Here is an 18,417-nt window from a genome sequence, read left to right as displayed (position 1 = left end):
TCGGCCTCCTTGGACGATTGCCAGTCATGACGCGGCGCGGAGACCGTCGGGCGGCAACCCGCGGCTACAACGCAGGAGAAGGTAAGGGCCGGAAAGGACATTTCGCCGTCGACGCCTGCAGGCTGACGCTTGCCGTCCTGATCCTCAGTGGCCACGTGCAGCACCGCGACGACATCCGGCCCATTGTGGTGGTTGCCAGCGCGGAGCCGTGGCCGAGGACGGCTGGCTCGGCCGGCGGATCCGGATTGGGGCCGTCGTCTTCCACGCGGTCAAGCCGTGCCGCTGCGGGTGACCAACGGCAGGTCAGGCCGGCGGCGGGGGTGAAGTTGTTGCGGCCCTGCCACCCCGGGAGGGGTGAGGGCTAGTGCCAACCACTCCTCCCGCGTCGTCGACCTGATCACAGTCCCTGGCCGCGACCAAGGCCGACCTGCTGATCCGCTGCAAGAACAGCCGCCGCCTACCGATGATCCACCGCCACCGCGACGGGAGAGTCCGGCTCGGCAAAGCCGCCTCCCTGGTCAGCCGGCTCGGCGGAGGCGCTCCCGGCCGAGCGTGGATGTAGCAGGCCCCGGCGGAACGCCATAACCATCACGAGTAGGAACAGGGCCACGGCGATGGCGGCCTGCACCAACGCTCGCTGCGCCGGGTCACGAAGCAGGAAGCCGACCAGCAGGACCGGCAGCGCGACAGCGGCAGCGACCGGAACACCGGAGAAGACGGCAGCGAGGGTCCGCGCCGGACGCAGCCCGAGCGTCCGCGAGCCGACGGTCGACATCGCCGGCGCCAGAGCCAGGGCGATCAGGGCGTACCCGGTCGCGATCCCGACCGCACCCCAGTTCGCCGCAACCAGATAGACCGGAAGGCTGACGGCGAACATCGCAACAGTCAGGAGAAAGTACGGCTTCACGGCGCCGACAGACCACATGGCCGGCCGGACGAAACCGACGGAAACCTGGGCGGCGCCGACGACACAGAGGATCTGGGTCACCGGGACGGCCGACCCCCACTGCTCGCCGAGCACCACCGGCACAAGCCACGGCGCCACAAAAAAAGCCATGGTCAGGGTGGGCCAGATCGCGACGCTCAGCGACTTGGTCCGTGACAGGAGCACCGGACCGAGGCTCTGACCGGCGCGATGCCGCTCCGAGAACTCCGGCAACGCCACCCGTACGATCACCTCGCCGAGGAACTGGACGGGCGTCACGAGGAACCGCACACCGACCGAGTACACCGACAACTGGGCGGCCCCGGCCATCCAGCCCACGATGATGGAGTCGATGTTCCTGCTACTCACCGCCAGGGCGTCGGAGCCGAAACTCTTGGAACTGAAGGACCAGAGCTCCCGGAAGCTCTCCCGATCCCACCGCGGCCACGGGAACGGTCCCGACAGCCAGATCCAGGCGATGGTGAGGGCCACATCCGCGGCAAGGACCGACACCACGTACGCGAACTCCCCAAGACCCAGGACGAGTGCGACCACGCAGCAGACGAGCGAGATGAGCGCGACGCCGGTCTCGGCCATGCCGATCAGGTGCTGCCGCTGCTCCCGATAGAGGCGCGACTGCGATACCAGACCGATCGACCGGATCAGGGGCGCCACGCTGAGCATGCAGAAGAGCAGCATCGTCGTCGAGCCGAGCGGGCCTGCCAGGCCGGCGAGGCACGCCGCGACGGTGCCGACCGCGAAGAGGGAACCGCAGGCCCAGCTCATCAGGGCCGCGGTACGGAGGTGGCGTGAGGTTAGCGACGGGCGTTGGATGATGGCGGAGACGAGGCCGAGGTCGACGCTGAGTGACACGTACGTCATGAATACGGCACCGGCCGCGATCGGTGCGAACTTCGTCGGCCCGAGGATCCGGGCGAGCATTAGGGCGACGACAATCCGCGACAGTTGCGAACTAGCCAGCCCGATGCTCGCCCACGCGACCGCCCGCCTCATGCCGTGACCCGCTCGCTACGGGTCCCTGCTCTCGATGGGCCCAATAGCCACCGCTTCCCGAGGGCGTGTCGAACCGGAATCCGTCCGGTCGGGAGCGTCAGGTTGGGTCCGTCGTTGCGGAGCATGTGTGGTACTCCGAGCAGCGCGCCCAGGATAAAGGCCTGTTCCCAGGCGTAGATGCTGGAGAAGTACGAGGCGGCTGTTACGGAAAGGGCGAGAGCCGCGGGACCGACCATGAAGTACCCGGCCCGCCAGGCGTCAGCGACTCTCCGGCCGATGGCCAACCATATGGCGATCAGCGCCAGCACGCCGGCCGCCCCGAAATAGACGCCCAAGAGGCTCGGCATGGTCTTGGGCGAGAAGCCGTAGCTGCCGTCGGCGTTGAGCTGATCGTTCAGCTCGGTGAAGTCCGAGGGTGAAAAGCTGTCGTCGAACTGGTCCATGGAAGCCCGGACGTAATTGGGCAACCATTCCAGCGGAGCGGAGAATCCCATCCCGACCGGATGGTCCAGCGCGGCGTCCATGCTGGCGTCACCCCACACCGAGCGCACGGCGTCCGAGCTGGAGTACGACATGCCGGCCCACTGGGGCGCGGTGACCAGAGCACCCAGCCCGAATCCGCCGAGTAGCGTCACGACCACGAGTACGCCGCCCGGTGCGACGTTCGCCCAGCGTCCCACTCGGGGCACCAACCAATGCAGCAAAATGGCTCCGAAGATGGCCGCGCAGAAAGCCATCCCAGCCACCAGCGTTCCCCGGCTCGGCATGAGGTACGCCAGCACGCCGGCCACCACGCCGATGCCGAGCGCCCACGCCTTGTTTCGGACCCGGAGAGTAGCCGTGGCCAACGCGACCAGCACTCCGGCACCGAGGGCGGAGGCCTCGAAGCGTCCCCCTCGGGCACGCTGGTTGAGATTCTCGATCCCGTGCAGGAACCACACGTCGTTGCGAGGGATGACGCCGAGCAGGTCCAACGCGCCGAACAGCACGAGCGTCCCGAGGCTGACCAAGCCGAAGAGTGTGATCAGTGAGGGCCGGTAAGCCGCGAGTCTCCCGGCGACGACCATGATGGCGAAGAAGACCGCGATCGGGATCCCGACAGCGAGGGCCTTGAAGTAGAGATTGACGCCTTTGCTCTCGCTGGGAAGGACGAAAAACGTGATCGCCGTGACGATCACGCCCGTACCGAAAAGCACGATGAGGGCTCTCGGCCACATGCTGTCCCGGTCCTGAGGCAGCAGGAGGGCGCAGAGCAGCAACGGGACCCAAGCGAGACTCGCCCCGAAGGTTCCCGCGAGCGCCCGGAGCGGGGCGATGTCGTCGAAGGCGACGAGAACACCGGCCACACAGACAAGCACCGTGATGACGGCGTGCCGGCGTTCGCCCAGTCCGAACCACCGGCCGCCGCTTCGCTCCCCGTTACGCACGCTACGCCCCCGCCACGCTCGGGCGCGCGGCGTGCTCGGCGACCGCCGCGTTCAGCAGCGCACCCACGGATGCCGCCGAATACGCGTCGCGGCGGGCCACCAGGCTGTCCTTCGCTTCACGCCAGGCACGATCGTCGCTGAGAAGCGTGGCGATCCGTTCTGCGAACGCTTCCGGTGTGTCGGCGAAACTGAGCGCCCCGCTCAACGCACTGAGACCACGTCCTCCCACCGTCGTCGTCACGACCGGGATCGCCCACCGCATAGGGTCACCCAGTTTCAGATTGACGCCACTACCGGCGAAGACGGGGTTCACAAAGACGCGACTAACGGCGAGGAACTGGTTGATGTCCTCAGGACTGACGACCAGCGTCACGTTCGGGGTGGCGGCGGCGGACCGGATAAGTTCCGCCACCGGCCGTCGTCCCGCGATCGTGAGTGTCGCGTCGGGCACCCGGGCCAGCACCTTCGGCCACGTCTCGGCCAGGAACCACTGAAGGCCCTCGATGGCATGCGGGATGTCGAGAGAGCCGATGAAGGTGACGGTCCGGGCCCGGTGCACGTTCAGGTCGAGCCCGTCGGAGATCGGCACGTCGAACATGATGGGCGGGATGATCGTATGGGGGATGCCGCCGAAACGCGGTGCGACGTCGTCCGGTGACATGAACCAGATCTTCGTGATCGGGAAGTCGCGGACGGCGCGGAAAAACTTCCGGATCCGGACGTACTCCGCGAGCAGGTACGGCGCCCGCACCCCCTTCGCCGCTCGCAACAGGTCCCGGAAGTACCGGACCTCGTCGTTGTGTGCCCGCAGCACGACGGGCAGCGGACCCAACTCCTCCCTCAGCCGGAACGCCACCGGAAGGGTCCACTCGTGGTGACTGACGATCAGGTCAGGCTTCCAGCTGCGGACCTCGGCGAGGCTGCTGTCGTCCTCGAGACGGCTGGACACCTGGTACGGCAGGAGGGGGTTGCTCAAGGTAGCGCGAACCAGGGTCCTCCGCGGGACCGGTACAAAGGCGTTGACGAAGTCCTCGTTCGCCGACCGCGTGCCGGGGGTCAGGTCCTCCTCGTGATGGAAGCCGAGCACAAAAACCTCGTGACCGGCGGCCCGCATCGCCGCAACCTCGTTGCGCATCGCCACCCGTCCGCCATGTACCGCGGGGAGCGGGAGGTCGTCGCAGATGTGCAGGACCCTCATTTGGCCTACGCCTCCCCGCGCTGACTCTGGGCACTTGCCGTTTCACGCTCAACCGGGAAATCGGCGCCGACCGGCCGGCCGGCCGCGTTCCGCTCGCCCCTGAACGGGGACGACGGGGGTTTTCCACCGATCCCCTTGCGCCCGTCCTGCAGCCCGCGCCACGCCCAGAGGATCCCGCTCAGCCGCCGGTTCCGGATCGCGATGGCGCAGGTACGGACGAAGTCCAGCAGGCTGAACCGGAGTCGCAGGTCGAAGTAGTGCGGAAAGATCGAGAGGAACAGGATCCGATTGCGGACGCGGAGGTATGGCGTGTAGTTGCCCGGCTCCTGGGCGCATACCGCATTGGGCACGAGGCGCACCGTCCACCCCTGCAGGCGCAGCCGCAGCTGAAACTCGACCTCCTCGAAATAGAGGAAAAAGTCCTCCCGCAGGTGGCCGACCGCCTCAAGCGCGCTCTTACGTACCAGCAGGAAGGCTCCGTCCGCCCAGGCAACGTCGAAGTCCGGTTGGCCGACCCATTGGCTGGCCGCGGCGCGGTACCCGCCGTGATAGGTACGCCCCTTGGCGTCGAGCATCCCGCCGGCGGAGAACACCTGTTCCGGGTTCGACCGGAAGAGCAGCAGCGGCGCGGCGACTCCGGCCTCGGGATGTGCCTGCAGGCAGCGCAGCAGACTCTCGACCGCGACCGGCGACGCGGACGCGTCCTGCGTCGCCAGGAGGACGTGCTCGGATCCGGAGTTGTGCAGGTAGCGAAGCCCGGCGTTGACTGCCGCGGCGTAGCCCGGGTTTCCCGGGGAGTTCACCACGTCAACACCGACCGCCCTGAGCGCGGCGGGTGCGGCCGCAAACTCCCCGCTGTTGTCGACGACAACGACGTGCCGGGGAGCGTGCGACCAACCGCGGATCTGGCCGACCAGCTCGGTCACCTGGGCCACGTTCCTGTAGTGAACGATGACTATGTCATAGCCCGGCTCGCTGCCAGGGCGCGAGTCAGCCATCCTCGGTTCTCCTCGATTTCCGAAACTAGGCCGCGTCACGGTGTGAGACGGCGGGAGGTAAGGCCATGGCCGCGGGGATTCCATCGCGCTCATGTCGTGCTGAGTTGATACAACTCTGCCAAGGCGCTGCGCTGAGCTGCGAGGCTGAACCTTTCACGAACCTCCCGGCGGCACGCTTCCGCGAGTTGGTCGAGACCACCGGTGGCCAAAAGGTCCTGGACTGCTGTTGCCGCCTGGCGCGCGTCCTCGACAAGAGGTATCGAAGTGATATCGGCCACGCTCGGGATACGGCGCGCCACGACCGGGACTCCTACGCTCATTGCCTCAAGGAGAGCGAGCGGGGCCCCTGCTTCATAATGTGCGCCGTGCACGAGAACGACTGCCCGTTCCTTGATGAACCGCATCAGGGCGTCGCGGTCCATCCAGCCCGTAACCGTTACTCCAGACTCTTGCAGCAGGCGGGTGTACTTCTCGTCGCCGGCACCGATCCAGAAGAACCGTAGCGGCCTGCCGTCCGGCCCGACGGTACCGGCCAACCGCTTGGCCGCCTCGGCGAAGAACGCAGGGTTCTTCTGGGTGCAGACACGGCCGACCGTGACGACCGCATCGGGCGTCCTCGGCTCGACCTGCTCAGGAACCGGAAGGAAATGGCGGACGATGGTGATCTTCGAACCGGGTATCCCGAGCCTCTTGAGTTGATCGGCCTCGTGGCTGCTCACGGCGCCATAGGCATCCGCCCGCCCACGCAGTGCCCATTCCATCGCACGCGTCCAAGATCGCACCTCATACCAACGTTTGGCGCTGTACGCGAGGGCGTGCGGACTGTAAACGATGCGCGCGCCGGACGGGCGCTTGGCCGTGCGTACCGCTACACCAGCCCAGGAAGAGTGGCAGTGAATGACTTCGGACGTGCTCTCCAGACGACGGTAACGCCGCGAGAGTTCGCCGAGGTTTTCGAGGATCGTGACCTGCGCGAAGGGATCCATGATCTGGCTTGAGACCACCTCGTCCCGGGCAGAGACGAGTGCCTCGTGCTTCAGCTCAGGCAGGGAGGCTGCATACTGCGCCATCGCCGTCGCGACTCCGGCGCCGAAAGCCTGGGTCACATGGAGAACGGCCGGCTGCGAGATCGCGTATCGCGCTGTTACGGCGTCGTTGACCGCGGTGCCGAGCGCCGTGTCGCCACCGGCTCGGGGCCCCGTGCCACGCACGCTTTGTTGCTTCAACAGGCCAGACACGGGCAGAGAGTACTGCACTACGGAACCTCCAGTCCTAGCGGTACGTGTTGCCGTGGCCGACCCGATCGGCCTCGTTGCGTGAGCCAGTATCGAACTGACTGAACGCCTTCCGAACTCCTCACACCCGAGATCGTCGTGCACCATGCCGAACCTGACGCACCGAGCGCCCCGGTGGAACCGCTCAGCGACCACCACCACGGAAGACCTCCGCGACCGTCCGCAGCAGCACTTTGATGTCCAGCCAGAGCGACCAGTTCTCGACGTAGTAGTTGTCGAACCGCGCCCGGTCGGAGATCGGGGTGTCGCCGCGCAGGCCACTGACGCTGCGCGAGCCCGGTGAGCCCGACGGGTACGCGGTGGCGAGCCGCGTAGGTCGGGTACTCGGCCGAGAACTTCTCGACGAAGTACGGCCGCTGGCATTTTCTACCGGAACGCTGCGTGACCCGCAATCGCCCGATGGGCTCTATGCACGGCCCCGGATCCGTTCTGCCCACCGCGTCCCGGTTGGTGGAGCCGCCGCCTTGCCGACGGCTACCGGCCGGGCAACGAAATTGCATGCCGTCAGGTGTGTTCTCCCCGGTGGGCGTGACGCTGCTGCACGAGGGTCAGCGACCTGCGCAAACCGGTCCAGCAAGCCCGAAGACGGCGAATCGGCACCGATGGAGACAGCGGCGGCGTGACCCACCCCGGCGCTCGCTCCTCATCCGGGCACGGGCCCCCAGAACAAGATCAGACCAAACAGGACATTCGCGGACTACTCCGGGGGCCTGCCGTCCTGGAGAAGAGAAGCACGAGGCTCGGAGAGCACGCCACAACCTCACTGTCTCTCCCGGCTCGCCTTGGCCGTTCGAGTTGTCCAGCAGTTGCGTCCCAGCCAAGGCGGAGTGGCTCCAAACAATGGGATTCCCTTGACCGCCTGCCATGCGGTCGCGGACCGGGGCCTGTCGCGTGGGCGGGCACTGCCTGTCCGGCCACACCCTCCACGTGGGATCATCGTCCACCGAGGCAGGCGGAGGGGGAGCCATGGCCGACGAAGGCAGGGCCGTACGACTCTACGCTGCGGCTGTCACGCGACGCACCGCCCTGCTTCGGGGTGGCGCGGTCGCCGCCGGGGTGGGTACCGCAGCGCTGGGTGGCGCCGCCGCCGCGAACGGTCTCTCGTCCGGCGACGGCGCGGTGACCAACGTCCACGACCACGGGGCCCGGGGCGACGGCGCGACGGACGACACCGACGCGCTCCAGGCCGCCATCGACCATGTACGCGCCAGCGGTGGAATCGTGTTCTTCCCGCCCGGCGTTTACGTGACACGCCGGCTCACCCTGTACTCGCGGGTGCACCTGCGCGGCTCCGGCGGCGACTCGACGATCCTGCGGCTGCGCGCCGGCGCGAACTCGGCGATCCTCGAGTCAGAGAACTTCGCCCGGCTCACCGGCACCGCTCCCGAGGCGGGCATCACCCTGTTCAGCGTCCGCGACCTGACCCTCGACGGGAACAAGAGCCAAAACCAGAGGGCCGGCTACGGATTGCGGGTCTACGGCTACGGCTACGAGCTCACCGAGGTGATCGTCTTCAACTGCCGCAACGACGGCATTGTCAGCGAGTGGGGGCCGACCGGCGCGCTTCCCACGCCGTCGCATCAGATGGAGGCCCGGATCACGGCCGTGCGTACGCACGACAACGACGGCCACGGCGTCAACTTCCAGGGTCCCCACGACTCGATGTTCCTCAACTGCCTGGCCTTCGAGAACGGGGCCGCCGGCTTTCGACTCAGCGGCGAGTCCAAGGGAACGCTGATGGTCAACTGCCACGCCTGGGGCATCCGGCAGGACCTCGCGTTCGACCTGGCGGCGACCGGCATCGGCTGCATGAACTGCTACGCCGACCTGAACGGTGGGGTGGGCGTACGGATCTCCCGAAACGACTGTCGCTGGCTGGGCGGAGTGGTGCTCGGCTACAACAACATCGATCCCCACCCGGAGATCGGCGTGCAGTTCGTGCCGGGGGTCCAGCCGGACGAACCATCTGGCTGCCTCGTCGAGAGCAAGGTCATCAACTGCGGCACGGCAGCGGTGGATTTCGGGGCCGACCGGGGGCTGTCGACCGTACGGATTAGTCTGTCGCAGCCCGGCGTCAGGGACGAGGACGGCCAGGTGGTCCCCGGATCCGGCCAGGGCTGGATCGGCACACCAGCCCGCACCACGCAGGTGGAGATCACCCAGGGCCTTGGCCATCCGGAGAAGAACCTGGTGATCCATCCCGCCTTCGACCTGCGGGCCCAGACCGACCCCGCCCCTCCGGGTGAAGACTCGGTGCGCCTGTTCGCCCGCACCGTCGACGGTCAGACCCAACTCTGCGCGAGGTTCCGCAACGGGGCAATCCAGGTGTTGGCAAGCGAATCGTGACCGCTCGCCTGGGCAGAGGCTAGGAGCCCACCGAGCTGGCGGCGGGAATGTCGGCTCGGTCGGCGGGGCCACTCGGCGGTGTCGGCCGGGTCAGCCGCATCCGGCCGAGGAACCAGCACACCACCAGAGCCTCGCACAGCAACAACTGCAGGGCTAAGCCGCCCACCGCGTCGACCCAGACGGCCGACGCGGCGAGCCCACCGAAGGCGATCGCCCGGGAGCCGACCGCGGAGATCAGGAACCGCCGAGACGGCGACCAGATCATGTGTCGCGTCGCCAGCCAGGTGGCCACCGCCAGGACTGCCTTATATCCGCAGTAGACAGCCACGACTGTCGTGCCGACCGCGGCCAGATCGGCGGCGAGCAGGTCGCGGAGCCGTTCGCTGGCGAGCACCGTCGCCGAGACCAGCAGCAGCGCCACGACCGCGGCGGCACGGGTGCCGGTCCGCCAGCGCGTGTCCCGACCGGCGATGATGTCCTCGCGGGTGCTCGCCGACAGCGCGACGTGGAACGGCCCGAAGGCCAGGTCCAGGGCGCGCAGCACGACAACGGCGGTCTGGCCGGCCACCGCGCCGGCGATGGACGGGAGAGCCAAGGCGTAGGCCAGGTCCACGATGGCCGCGCCGCAGTACGCGGAGCCGACGCGGACACTCGCCCACAGCCCGGGCCGGGTCAGGCCCGGTACCGCCCGTGCGGCGGTCAGCAGCACCCAGGCGAGGACGGCCACCTGGGCCGGCACGGCGGCCACGTCGACGCGGACACCCGTCGCGGCGAACGCCAGCCCGGTGAGGATGGTGCCAACCGCCACGAGCTGCAGTATCAGATTCGCGCGCTGCGACGACCGGCGGCGCGCGGTGGACCAGAACAGCGCCTCCAGCGGTAGCTGTAGCACCACCGGCGCGATCATGAACAGGCGGTCGCCAATGCTGATGCCGGGTAGCGCGACGGAGGCGGCGAGGAAGGCAGCCATGGCGACGGGCAGCATCGTGACCGCGGCGACCCGGCGGGCCCAGGATTCCGGGGACCAGTTGTCGGGCACCAGGCCGGCGGAGAGGGGCCGGCCCACCAGCGACTCCATCAGCGTGTATGGCAGTGCGAGCAGCGTGCCCTGAAGCGCGACGAGGGCCAGCCGCTCGGTGTCCGCCCAGGAAGCCAGGAGGAAGATCACGACGCTGCTCAGCCGAGCGAGCGCCTGCACCGACAGTTGAGACTGCTGCAACCGCCGCCCCAGGCCGAGGGCCATCCGGATCATCGGGCAGTGGGCCGATCGATCGTCGTCGGGATGGTCGGCGGCACTGCCGGTTCCGCGGTGGGCTCGGCCGTCGCATCCGTCGCACCGTCGGGCGGCAGGCCGGCGGCGTCGAGGTGCCGCCCGTACGCGGCGAAGATGCCCAGGCACATCATGCCCCCCGGGTACTCCCACGCCTCGATGACGAGGAAGGAACAGGCGAGACCGGCGAGCAGGGCGACGAGGAGCACCGACCCGGGTCGTTCGGCGGTACGCCGCCACAGTTTCCACAGCAGGTACCCGGTCACCGCCACCAGGGCCACTCCGAGCACCGGGCCGAACTGCAGGGCGACGCTGACGAAGTAGTTGTCGATGAAGATCTGCTGGCTGCTGGTCACCCGCGAGGTCGTGGCGGCACCGACGCCGCCGATGCCCAGCCCCCACAGCGGGAGGTCGGTGGCGAGGAGCTTCGCCCACACGTCGAACCGTTGGAAGAGGCTGCTGGCGCCGGCCATCCCGAGCGCCACGAAACCGGCCACGACGGCTGCCACCACGCCCAACCCGACGATCCGGGCCCGTCGACGTCCGGCGGCGCCGCCCGACCGGTTGAGCACCACAGCGGCGACCAACCCGCCGGCGACCAGGAACGCGCCGGAACGACTGGTGCTCAGAACGAGGCAGAGGACGCTGGCGGCCGCGCCAGCGTGCCAGGACAAGCGTTTCGGCCGCGCCATCGGCGTCAGCCACAGCGCCACGTAGCCCAGCAGGTACGCCCCGGCGAGCATGCCGAGTTCGGCGTTGAACGAGGTCAGCCCGGGCACCCGGAAGGTGTCCCCGATGTACCTCACGGCCGTGTCCTCCTCGAAGCCCCACTGCACGAGGCGGGCGGGTCCGACCGCGAGCTCGCCGACGCTGGCCACCGCGTTCGCGATGAGCACCCACGCCAGCACCGTCATCAGGGGGAGCACCTGCCGCCGGGTGAGCGAGCAGAGCACCACGAGCAGCAGTACCGGCAGCACGGTGAGCCGGACACCAACCAGGGTCTGCGCCACACCGTGGTGGGCGAAGCCGATCAGACTCCAGACCCCGACGGCGAGCAGCGCGGCGCTCGCCCCGATGAGCTGGCGACGAGTCCAGCGATGCAGCACGACGGTCAGCGTGAACAGCACGCACACCACCACCGCGGCGGAGAGCCCGAGGGCATAGTCCCGCCCACCGAAAGCGTCGCCGACCACCCCCTCCGCGCCGAGGAACCACAGGCCCAGCGGAGTGTTGAGCACGACCAGCGCATAACCGAGGCCGACCACCGGACTGACCGCGAGGAGGGCGAGCAGCGCCAGGAAGATCGGCAGCAGCGGCGACAGACCGGTCAGCAGACAGGCCACCACCGCGAGGAGCAGGATGACCGTCCCGGCGACGGCCAGCCGCCTGGACAGGCGTACGCCGATGAGCGGCAGCCCGCGGGGCGGGGCGACGGCTGGGCCGACGATCCATGACATCATCGCGTGGTCACCCTGATGGAGGACCGCCCGTCGGCCGGTGCCGCCATGACCGACTCGTAGCTCTGAATGATGGTGTCGACGTGCCGATCCCAGTCGAGCCGGCGCCCGTCCTCGATGGCCGAGGCAGTCATCGCGTCGTACTCCCCGTCCGGCATCGAGGCCGCGCGCCGCAACAGCTCGGCCAGTTCCTCGGGCTCGCGAAAGAGCAGAACGGACCCGTCTGAGGCCATCGGCGGGGCGGCGATCGAGTTGGCGATCACTGGGCGTCCCGCAACCAGCGCCTCCGCGCAGACCAGGCCGAATGTCTCCGCGCCCCGGCTGGGAAACACCAGCCAACCAGCCGACGCGAAGGCAGCCTCCTTGCCCGCCTCGTCGAGGTGGCCGAGGTACCGGACCGACGGCATGTCCTCGGCCAGCCGCTCGACCTCGGCCCGCAGGGGGCCGTCACCGCCGATCAGCAGCGTCCCCCCGGTCGGCGAGCCCGCGTCCCGCCACGCTTCGAGCAGCAGGTCGAGGCCCTTGTGCGCGGCAAGAGCACCGAGGTAAAGGAAGACGTTGCGGCCTCCGTACGGCATCTCCCGGCAGCGGGGCGGCGTCGGCATCGCCAGCGGCACCACCCGGTCGGTGACCCGGCGGACCCCGGGGGCGCTACCCAGGACACGCCGCCGGGTCCGCTCGGAGGGAAAGAGCAGCACGGCCGGACTCAACCGCCGCATCACCCAACCCGAGCGCAGACGCAGCAGCCGGTCGAGGCCCGGTGAACGGCCCAGGTTGCCGAGCGCGTTGTTCGGATCGCAGACGGCGTGGTCGTGGACCGAGTGCACGCTCGGGTACGCGCGGACCAGCCTGCCGACCGGCAGGGTGCCGAGACCCTGCCAGTTGTGCACGTGCACCACGCCTGGCGCGAAGTCACGCAGCGCGTCGACCCGCAGCCCGGTCGGGTCGACCAGGTCGCCCAGGTGCGTCAGGACCTTGCCGGTGCGCGTACCGGGCTGGCCCAGCCGGGCCGCGACCCGGGGCCGGATCGGGACGTCGTCCGGCAGGCTGTGCGCTGACGGGCCGCTGAAGACGCGCACCTCGTGCCCGCGCTGCATCAGCGCGGCGGAGAGGTTCCGGACGTACTGTTCGGCGCCACCACGGATCGCGAACGACGAGTGGACCATGGCTATCCGCACGACTCAGACCTGCCTAGGGATGGATCGGGTGGCCGGTGCCTGGCGGTCGTGCCCGTTGTCGGCCGCCAGCAGGTCGGCGAGGTGGAGCGTCGCCTCCCGCCAGGATCGCCCGGTCGCGCCGGCGGGCGGACGGGGAGCACCGGTCGCCTCGGTCACGGCCCGCACCAACGCCCCGGCCGTCCAGGTCGTCATGCGGACGGCCCGTCCGTCGGTCGCCTCGTGCAAGGCGGGGTCGGGTGAGATCACGGTTGGGGTGCCCAGCCGCAGCGCCTCGGCCGCGGGCAGCCCGTACCCCTCGAAGTGGCTGGGCATGAGAAAGGCGGCGGCGCCGGCGATCGTGGCGGCGTAGTCGTCGTCGGACAGCTGGTCGAGCAGGAGCACCCGGTCGGCGGCCGGGGACGCCGCGACCGCCGCCTCGAACCGTTCGATCCGCTGCCCGCTGGTGAGCACCGCGAGCACGTGGCCGGAAATGTCGGGCAGCGCCTCGACGGCGAGTTCGACCCCCTTGTGCTCGGCGTGCCCGGCAACCACCAGGTACGGGCGGCCGGCGGCGGCGGCGCGTACCTGTGCCTGCGGCCCGCCGGGGGCGACGTGCACGTCGCTGCCGGGCTGCCAGACGACCGTCCGGTGCTCCGGCACGCCGTAGACGCCGAGCAGATCGTGTCGGGTGCGCGCGCTGACGCACAGCAGCCGTCGCGACCGGTTGATCGCCGTGCCGTAACTGGCCCGGCGGTACTGCCGCACCGCGGACGGCAGCCCGTGCGGCCAGAGCTTGAACGCGAGATCGTGGACGACGGTGGTGACCGGCAACCGACTGCCGAGGACGGCGATCGACGGGCTGAGCGAGAGAACGGTGACCAATCCGGCCTTCGTCCTGCTGGTGGCCTTCCGCAGGGCGTTGGTGGCGGCCGCGAGGGCTCGGGCACGATCGCCGGCCTGGCGGCTCACCACGTCCACGTCCGCCGCCGACCCGGCCGGTGGGTCCCAACCTGACGGTACGGCCACCAGCCGGAGGCGCCCAGAGGGCCAGTGCCGCGTGATCTCGGTGAGCACGCGGGTGATCCCGCCGGGGCCCACCCCGCTGCAGTCCACGACCGTGGTCGGGTCGGCGGGTCTCCTGTGCGGCCCACCTCGCCATCCGGGGCGGTGTACAGCTTTGCCGGGATGGTTCGCCGCTGGCTTGGCCGGACGGACGTCATCCACCGATGTCATGATGTCTCGCTCACGTCGATGCTTCGCAACAGCTCGACCGGGGCACCGGCCGGAGCCACGGTCAGCTGTTGCGGCGCCAGAGGTCCCGCAGTGCGTCCCAGTTGCCGGCGATGCCGGCCTCGCAGAGCGTCTCGATGTAGAAGGCGCCATCGATGTTATCCAGGTCCCACCAGACACCGCAGATCGTGCGTCCATCCTCGGTCCCGAAGGCGTACTCGACGTAGCTGCCGGCTGCGCCGGTCACGCCGCCGGCCGTGCGGGTCGCCTCGTGCAGCCCCGGTGCCAATGCGCCGCCGGCGAGGTTGAGTTGTTGGCGGTACGCACGCGCCGAGTCCTTCTGTGCCCTTTGTGGATAGAGCGCGAAGTGCACGGATGCGCCGCCGTAACGGCAGAAGACATGCCGTTCCTCATCGGCCGGCAGCGCTGGGCCACCCACCTCACCGTTGGCCGCGCAGCCGCCGATCTTTGCCAGCCAGGGCCCGGCCAGGGGCGCCAACTCGCCCTCGAACTTGGTCTTGTTGATGGACAACTGCGTCGCCTCGTACGGCGCGAGAGTCGCTTCGGCCGGCGGTTTCGGCTCCTCGGCTCCACCGCCGCTGCCACTGTGGCCAACGAAGAATCCCGCAGTGCCAGCGACCAGGGCGAGCACCAGCGCACCGGCGATCAGGATCCAGTTGGGCCGTTTGGGCTTCGGGGCCACCGGAGCGATCCGCCGGCCACCGGAGGTGGAGATCGGATCGAAGGGCGGGACCGTTGCGGTAGTGGCGGCAGCGTCCGGGGAGTGCGGGGCGGCGGAGACCGGCCCCGTCAACGGCGATGCGGGCGAGGCCGAGACCGGCTGGGGGGACCCCGATACCGGCTGCCCGGAGACCGGGGCCATGTGCATCGCCCAAGGGAGTTGCGGCATGGGCACCCCCAACTCCGGGGCTACGGCAGCCGACTTCGGTGGCCCGCTGACCTGTTGCGGCACGCCGGACACCGGCGGGGCAGCGTCGGGGGATGCGGAGGAAGGCGGGGCCGAGGCGGGGGGTGCGGAGGCAGGCGGGGCCGAGCTGGGTGGTGCGGAGACCGGCAGGTCGGGCACCGGCTGGTAGTTCATGCCGAGGGTCTGGAAGAGCCGCTGAGGCGCGTGCCCCTCGTTGGCCTGGTAGGCCACCCAGGGGTGGGCGGCGGACAGGTCGGCGGCCGCGTAACGGTGGCCGCCAGCGGCCTGCGCCAAAGCATTGGCCGCGTTGCCGAACGCGTCGCGCCAGCGCTGGTCAGACGCGGCGACGCCGTCCAACACGGCGACGGTGGCAAACTGGCCCTGCCCATCCACCGCGGCCCAGGCCTTGCCAACCTGACATGCGCCCAGCAAATGGGTGTACCTGTATGGGCTCTCCGGCTGCATCCCACTCCTCTGCTCAACCGCCGTGCGGATCCTACAGAGCCCGCGCCACCTCAGCGGCCCGCCGGTAGGCCGGCGACAGCGACCTGGACGGGTGGTTCCGCAACGCTTGCCGATTGAAAGTTTTGATGCATAGAGTCACGCCGTGAATGAAGAAGCGGCTGCGGCGTCGGTCGAGCAGGTGCTCGACCTGTTCGACGGGGTGCGGCTCACCCCCACCCAGCGCCGCATCGCGCACTGCCTTGTGCAGCACGCACCCGCCGTGGCGTACCTGTCCGCCGCCGAGGTCGCCGAGCTGGCCGGGGTCAGCCAGCCGTCAGTCACCCGGTTCGCCGTCGCACTTGGCCACGACGGCTACCCCGCGCTGCGCCGCAGGCTGCGCGACCTCACCGTCGCAACGCCAACCGGATCGACGGACGGCGGAAACGAACTCCAGCAGGCGGTACGCGCGGAGATGGGAAACCTGGACCGGCTGGCCGCTCAGCTCGCCGACCGGGACCGGATCGCCGAGACCGGGCGACTGCTCGCCGAGAGTCGGCCGCTGCCGGTGCTCGGCCTACGCGCCGCCGCGCCACTTGCCGCGTACTTCGCCTACTTCGCGGCCAAGGTGCACCCGGACGTACGGGTGCTCGACGACGGCGGCAGCCTGCTCACCGACCGCCTGGAGCAGGCGGCCGAGGCAGGTGCGTCCGCCGTGCTCGCCTTCGTGCTGCCCCGCTACCCACGGGAGACCCTGGACGCGCTGCGCGACGCCCGCGCCGCCGGGCTGACCGTGGTGGCGATCACCGACTCACCGGTCAGCCCGGCCACCGAGCACGCCCACGTGGTGCTGCCCGCCGCGGTTGGCGCGCAGCTCGTCTTCGACCTGCACACCGCCCCGATGACCCTGGCCATGGTGCTGTTGCAGGCGATCTGCGACGCCGCGCCGGCCGACACCCAGCGCCGACTGGAGGCGTTCGAAGCCTCCGCGGCCCGCCGACAGTTGTTCCTCGGTTGACCGGAGGAGATCAGAGATGACCCAGCCCATTCGTGCCGCACGGGGCAGCCAGCTCACCACCCGCGGGTGGCAGCAGGAGGGCGCCCTGCGGATGTTGATGAACAACCTCGACCCCGAGGTGGCCGAACGCCCCGACGACCTGGTGGTCTACGGCGGCACCGGCAAGGCGGCGCGGGACTGGCCGTCGTACCACGCGTTGGTCCGCACGCTGACTGACCTGCGTGAGGACGAGACGATGCTGGTGCAGTCGGGTCGCCCGGTCGGGGTGATGCGTACGCACGAGTGGGCACCCCGGGTGCTGCTGGCCAACTCGAACCTGGTGGGCGACTGGGCGACCTGGCCGGAGTTTCGCCGGCTGGAGCAGCTGGGCCTGACCATGTACGGGCAGATGACCGCCGGTTCGTGGATCTACATCGGCACCCAGGGCATCCTCCAGGGCACCTACGAGACGTTCTCGGCGGTGGCCGCCAAGCGGTTCAACAGCACTCTCGCGGGGACGCTGACGCTGACCGCCGGCTGTGGTGGGATGGGCGGCGCGCAGCCCCTCGCGGTCACCATGAACGGCGGCGTCTGCCTGATCGTCGACGTGGACCGCACCCGGCTCGACCGTCGGGTGCACGACCGCTACCTGGACGAGGTCGCCGACTCCCTGGACGACGCGGTCGCGCGGGTCCTCGCCGCGAAGCGGGATCGCCGGGCACTGAGCGTCGGCGTGGTCGGCAACGCCGCCGAGGTCTTCCCGGAGCTGCTCACCCGTGGCGTCGAGATCGACATCGTGACCGACCAGACCAGCGCGCACGACCCACTGGCGTACCTGCCGGTGGGGGTGGACCTGGCCGACGCCCGGGACTACGCCGCGGCGAAGCCGGCCGAGTTCACCGACCGGGCCCGGGCGTCGATGGCGAAGCACGTCGAGGCGATGGTCGGCTTCCTCGACGCCGGAGCCGAGGTGTTCGACTACGGCAACTCGATTCGCGGTGAGGCGCAGCTCGGTGGCTACCAGCGCGCCTTCGACTTCCCCGGTTTCGTGCCCGCGTACATCCGGCCGTTGTTCTGTGAGGGCAAGGGGCCGTTCCGGTGGGCGGCGCTCTCCGGCGACCCGGCCGACATCGCGGCCACCGACCGGGCGATCCTGGAGCTGTTCCCGGAGAACGAGTCGCTGGCCCGTTGGATCAAGCTGGCCGGCGAGCGGGTCGCCTTCCAGGGCCTGCCGGCCCGGATCTGCTGGCTCGGTCAGGGCGAGCGGGACAAGGCGGGTGTGCGGTTCAACGACATGGTCGCCTCCGGCGAGCTCTCCGCGCCGGTCGTGATCGGCAGGGACCACCTGGACACCGGCAGCGTCGCCAGCCCGTACCGGGAGACCGAGGGCATGGCCGACGGCTCCGACGCGATCGCCGACTGGCCGCTGCTCAACGCCATGGTCAACACCGCCAGCGGCGCCTCGTGGGTGTCCATCCACCACGGCGGTGGGGTGGGCATCGGCCGGTCGATCCACGCCGGGCAGGTCTGCGTGGCCGACGGCACCGCCCTGGCCGGCCAGAAGATCGAGCGGGTGCTCACCAACGACCCGGCGATGGGCGTCATCCGGCACGTCGACGCCGGCTACGAGAGCGCCCGCGAGGTCGCCGACCGCACCGGGGTCCGTGTGCCGATGACGGAAGGCAGCCCGGCGTGAGTGCGAGGAGTGCAGCGCAGCGGAGCCCCGCAGTCGCG

At 69.7% G+C, this 18,417-nt stretch carries 13 protein-coding genes and 1 pseudogene; 3 read left to right on the top strand and 11 right to left on the bottom strand.

From position 1 onward, the window contains the following. Window positions 1–457 precede the first annotated feature (457 nt). The 6 genes and pseudogenes from GA0070619_RS01885 to GA0070619_RS01860 form a co-directional block, all read right to left on the bottom strand. Window positions 458–1,939, bottom strand: coding sequence for an oligosaccharide flippase family protein (locus GA0070619_RS01885; protein ID WP_088946455.1), 1,482 nt, complete (start codon window positions 1,937–1,939; stop codon window positions 458–460). Further along, window positions 1,936–3,366, bottom strand: coding sequence for a hypothetical protein (locus GA0070619_RS01880; protein ID WP_088946454.1), 1,431 nt, complete (start codon window positions 3,364–3,366; stop codon window positions 1,936–1,938). Before GA0070619_RS01880 ends, GA0070619_RS01885 begins: the two co-directional genes overlap by 4 nt. A gap of 1 nt (window position 3,367) precedes the next feature. Beyond that, window positions 3,368–4,564 carry a glycosyltransferase family 4 protein gene (locus tag GA0070619_RS01875; RefSeq protein ID WP_088946453.1) on the bottom strand — a complete coding sequence of 399 codons (1,197 nt, stop codon included), beginning with the start codon at window positions 4,562–4,564 and terminating at the stop codon, window positions 3,368–3,370. A 5-nt stretch (window positions 4,565–4,569) separates the two neighbouring features. After that, complete coding sequence (locus GA0070619_RS01870; RefSeq protein ID WP_157743878.1) at window positions 4,570–5,562, bottom strand: glycosyltransferase; 993 nt, start codon at window positions 5,560–5,562, stop codon at window positions 4,570–4,572. 89 nt (window positions 5,563–5,651) lie between these two features. Next, the gene (locus GA0070619_RS01865) at window positions 5,652–6,800 is read right to left on the bottom strand and encodes a glycosyltransferase family 4 protein (RefSeq protein ID WP_172861954.1); all 1,149 of its coding nucleotides are present in this window, start codon (window positions 6,798–6,800) and stop codon (window positions 5,652–5,654) included. A 181-nt stretch (window positions 6,801–6,981) separates the two neighbouring features. After that, window positions 6,982–7,228 (bottom strand): annotated as a pseudogene (locus GA0070619_RS01860) (sugar transferase); the annotation flags it as partial. 595 nt (window positions 7,229–7,823) lie between these two features. Here GA0070619_RS01860 and GA0070619_RS01855 point away from each other — a divergent pair. After that, window positions 7,824–9,203 carry a right-handed parallel beta-helix repeat-containing protein gene (locus GA0070619_RS01855; protein WP_088946450.1) on the top strand — a complete coding sequence of 460 codons (1,380 nt, stop codon included), beginning with the start codon at window positions 7,824–7,826 and terminating at the stop codon, window positions 9,201–9,203. 19 nt (window positions 9,204–9,222) lie between these two features. Here the strand turns inward: GA0070619_RS01855 and GA0070619_RS01850 are convergent, their stop codons facing one another. The 5 genes from GA0070619_RS01850 to GA0070619_RS01830 form a co-directional block, all read right to left on the bottom strand. Next, window positions 9,223–10,446, bottom strand: coding sequence for a hypothetical protein (locus tag GA0070619_RS01850; RefSeq protein ID WP_088951495.1), 1,224 nt, complete (start codon window positions 10,444–10,446; stop codon window positions 9,223–9,225). Between the two features lie 5 nt (window positions 10,447–10,451). After that, on the bottom strand, window positions 10,452–11,933 hold the full coding sequence (locus GA0070619_RS01845; protein ID WP_157743876.1) for a hypothetical protein: 1,482 nt from the start codon (window positions 11,931–11,933) through the stop codon (window positions 10,452–10,454). Next, complete coding sequence (locus GA0070619_RS01840) at window positions 11,930–13,108, bottom strand: glycosyltransferase family 4 protein (RefSeq protein WP_231927233.1); 1,179 nt, start codon at window positions 13,106–13,108, stop codon at window positions 11,930–11,932. Before GA0070619_RS01840 ends, GA0070619_RS01845 begins: the two co-directional genes overlap by 4 nt. A 3-nt stretch (window positions 13,109–13,111) precedes the next feature. Next, complete coding sequence (locus GA0070619_RS01835; protein WP_269458549.1) at window positions 13,112–14,185, bottom strand: glycosyltransferase; 1,074 nt, start codon at window positions 14,183–14,185, stop codon at window positions 13,112–13,114. 196 nt (window positions 14,186–14,381) lie between these two features. Then, complete coding sequence (locus GA0070619_RS01830) at window positions 14,382–15,605, bottom strand: hypothetical protein (RefSeq protein WP_231927231.1); 1,224 nt, start codon at window positions 15,603–15,605, stop codon at window positions 14,382–14,384. A gap of 247 nt (window positions 15,606–15,852) precedes the next feature. Here GA0070619_RS01830 and GA0070619_RS01825 point away from each other — a divergent pair, with 247 nt between their 5' ends. Continuing rightward, window positions 15,853–16,704: a MurR/RpiR family transcriptional regulator gene (locus GA0070619_RS01825; RefSeq protein ID WP_088946445.1), complete on the top strand. Its 852-nt coding sequence runs from the start codon at window positions 15,853–15,855 to the stop codon at window positions 16,702–16,704. A 16-nt stretch (window positions 16,705–16,720) separates the two neighbouring features. Further along, the gene (gene hutU, locus GA0070619_RS01820) at window positions 16,721–18,379 is read left to right on the top strand and encodes a urocanate hydratase (protein ID WP_088946444.1); all 1,659 of its coding nucleotides are present in this window, start codon (window positions 16,721–16,723) and stop codon (window positions 18,377–18,379) included. Window positions 18,380–18,417: the final 38 nt, after the last annotated feature.

This window comes from Micromonospora zamorensis (genome assembly GCF_900090275.1).
In the GTDB taxonomy this organism is placed as follows: Bacteria; Actinomycetota; Actinomycetes; order Mycobacteriales; family Micromonosporaceae; genus Micromonospora; species Micromonospora zamorensis.
This window is presented reverse-complemented; position numbering and strand designations above follow the sequence as displayed.

Bases quoted from the DNA above. Each gene is read 5' to 3' on its own strand.
- GA0070619_RS01855 (WP_088946450.1), top strand. From the start codon at position 7,824: ATGGCCGACGAAGGCAGGGCCGTACGACTCTACGCTGCGGCTGTCACG.
- GA0070619_RS01885 (WP_088946455.1), bottom strand. From the start codon at position 1,939: ATGAGGCGGGCGGTCGCGTGGGCGAGCATCGGGCTGGCTAGTTCGCAA.
- GA0070619_RS01875 (WP_088946453.1), bottom strand. From the start codon at position 4,564: ATGAGGGTCCTGCACATCTGCGACGACCTCCCGCTCCCCGCGGTACAT.
- GA0070619_RS01845 (WP_157743876.1), bottom strand. From the start codon at position 11,933: ATGATGTCATGGATCGTCGGCCCAGCCGTCGCCCCGCCCCGCGGGCTG.
- GA0070619_RS01850 (WP_088951495.1), bottom strand. From the start codon at position 10,446: ATGGCCCTCGGCCTGGGGCGGCGGTTGCAGCAGTCTCAACTGTCGGTG.
- hutU (WP_088946444.1), top strand. From the start codon at position 16,721: ATGACCCAGCCCATTCGTGCCGCACGGGGCAGCCAGCTCACCACCCGC.
- GA0070619_RS01870 (WP_157743878.1), bottom strand. From the start codon at position 5,562: ATGGCTGACTCGCGCCCTGGCAGCGAGCCGGGCTATGACATAGTCATC.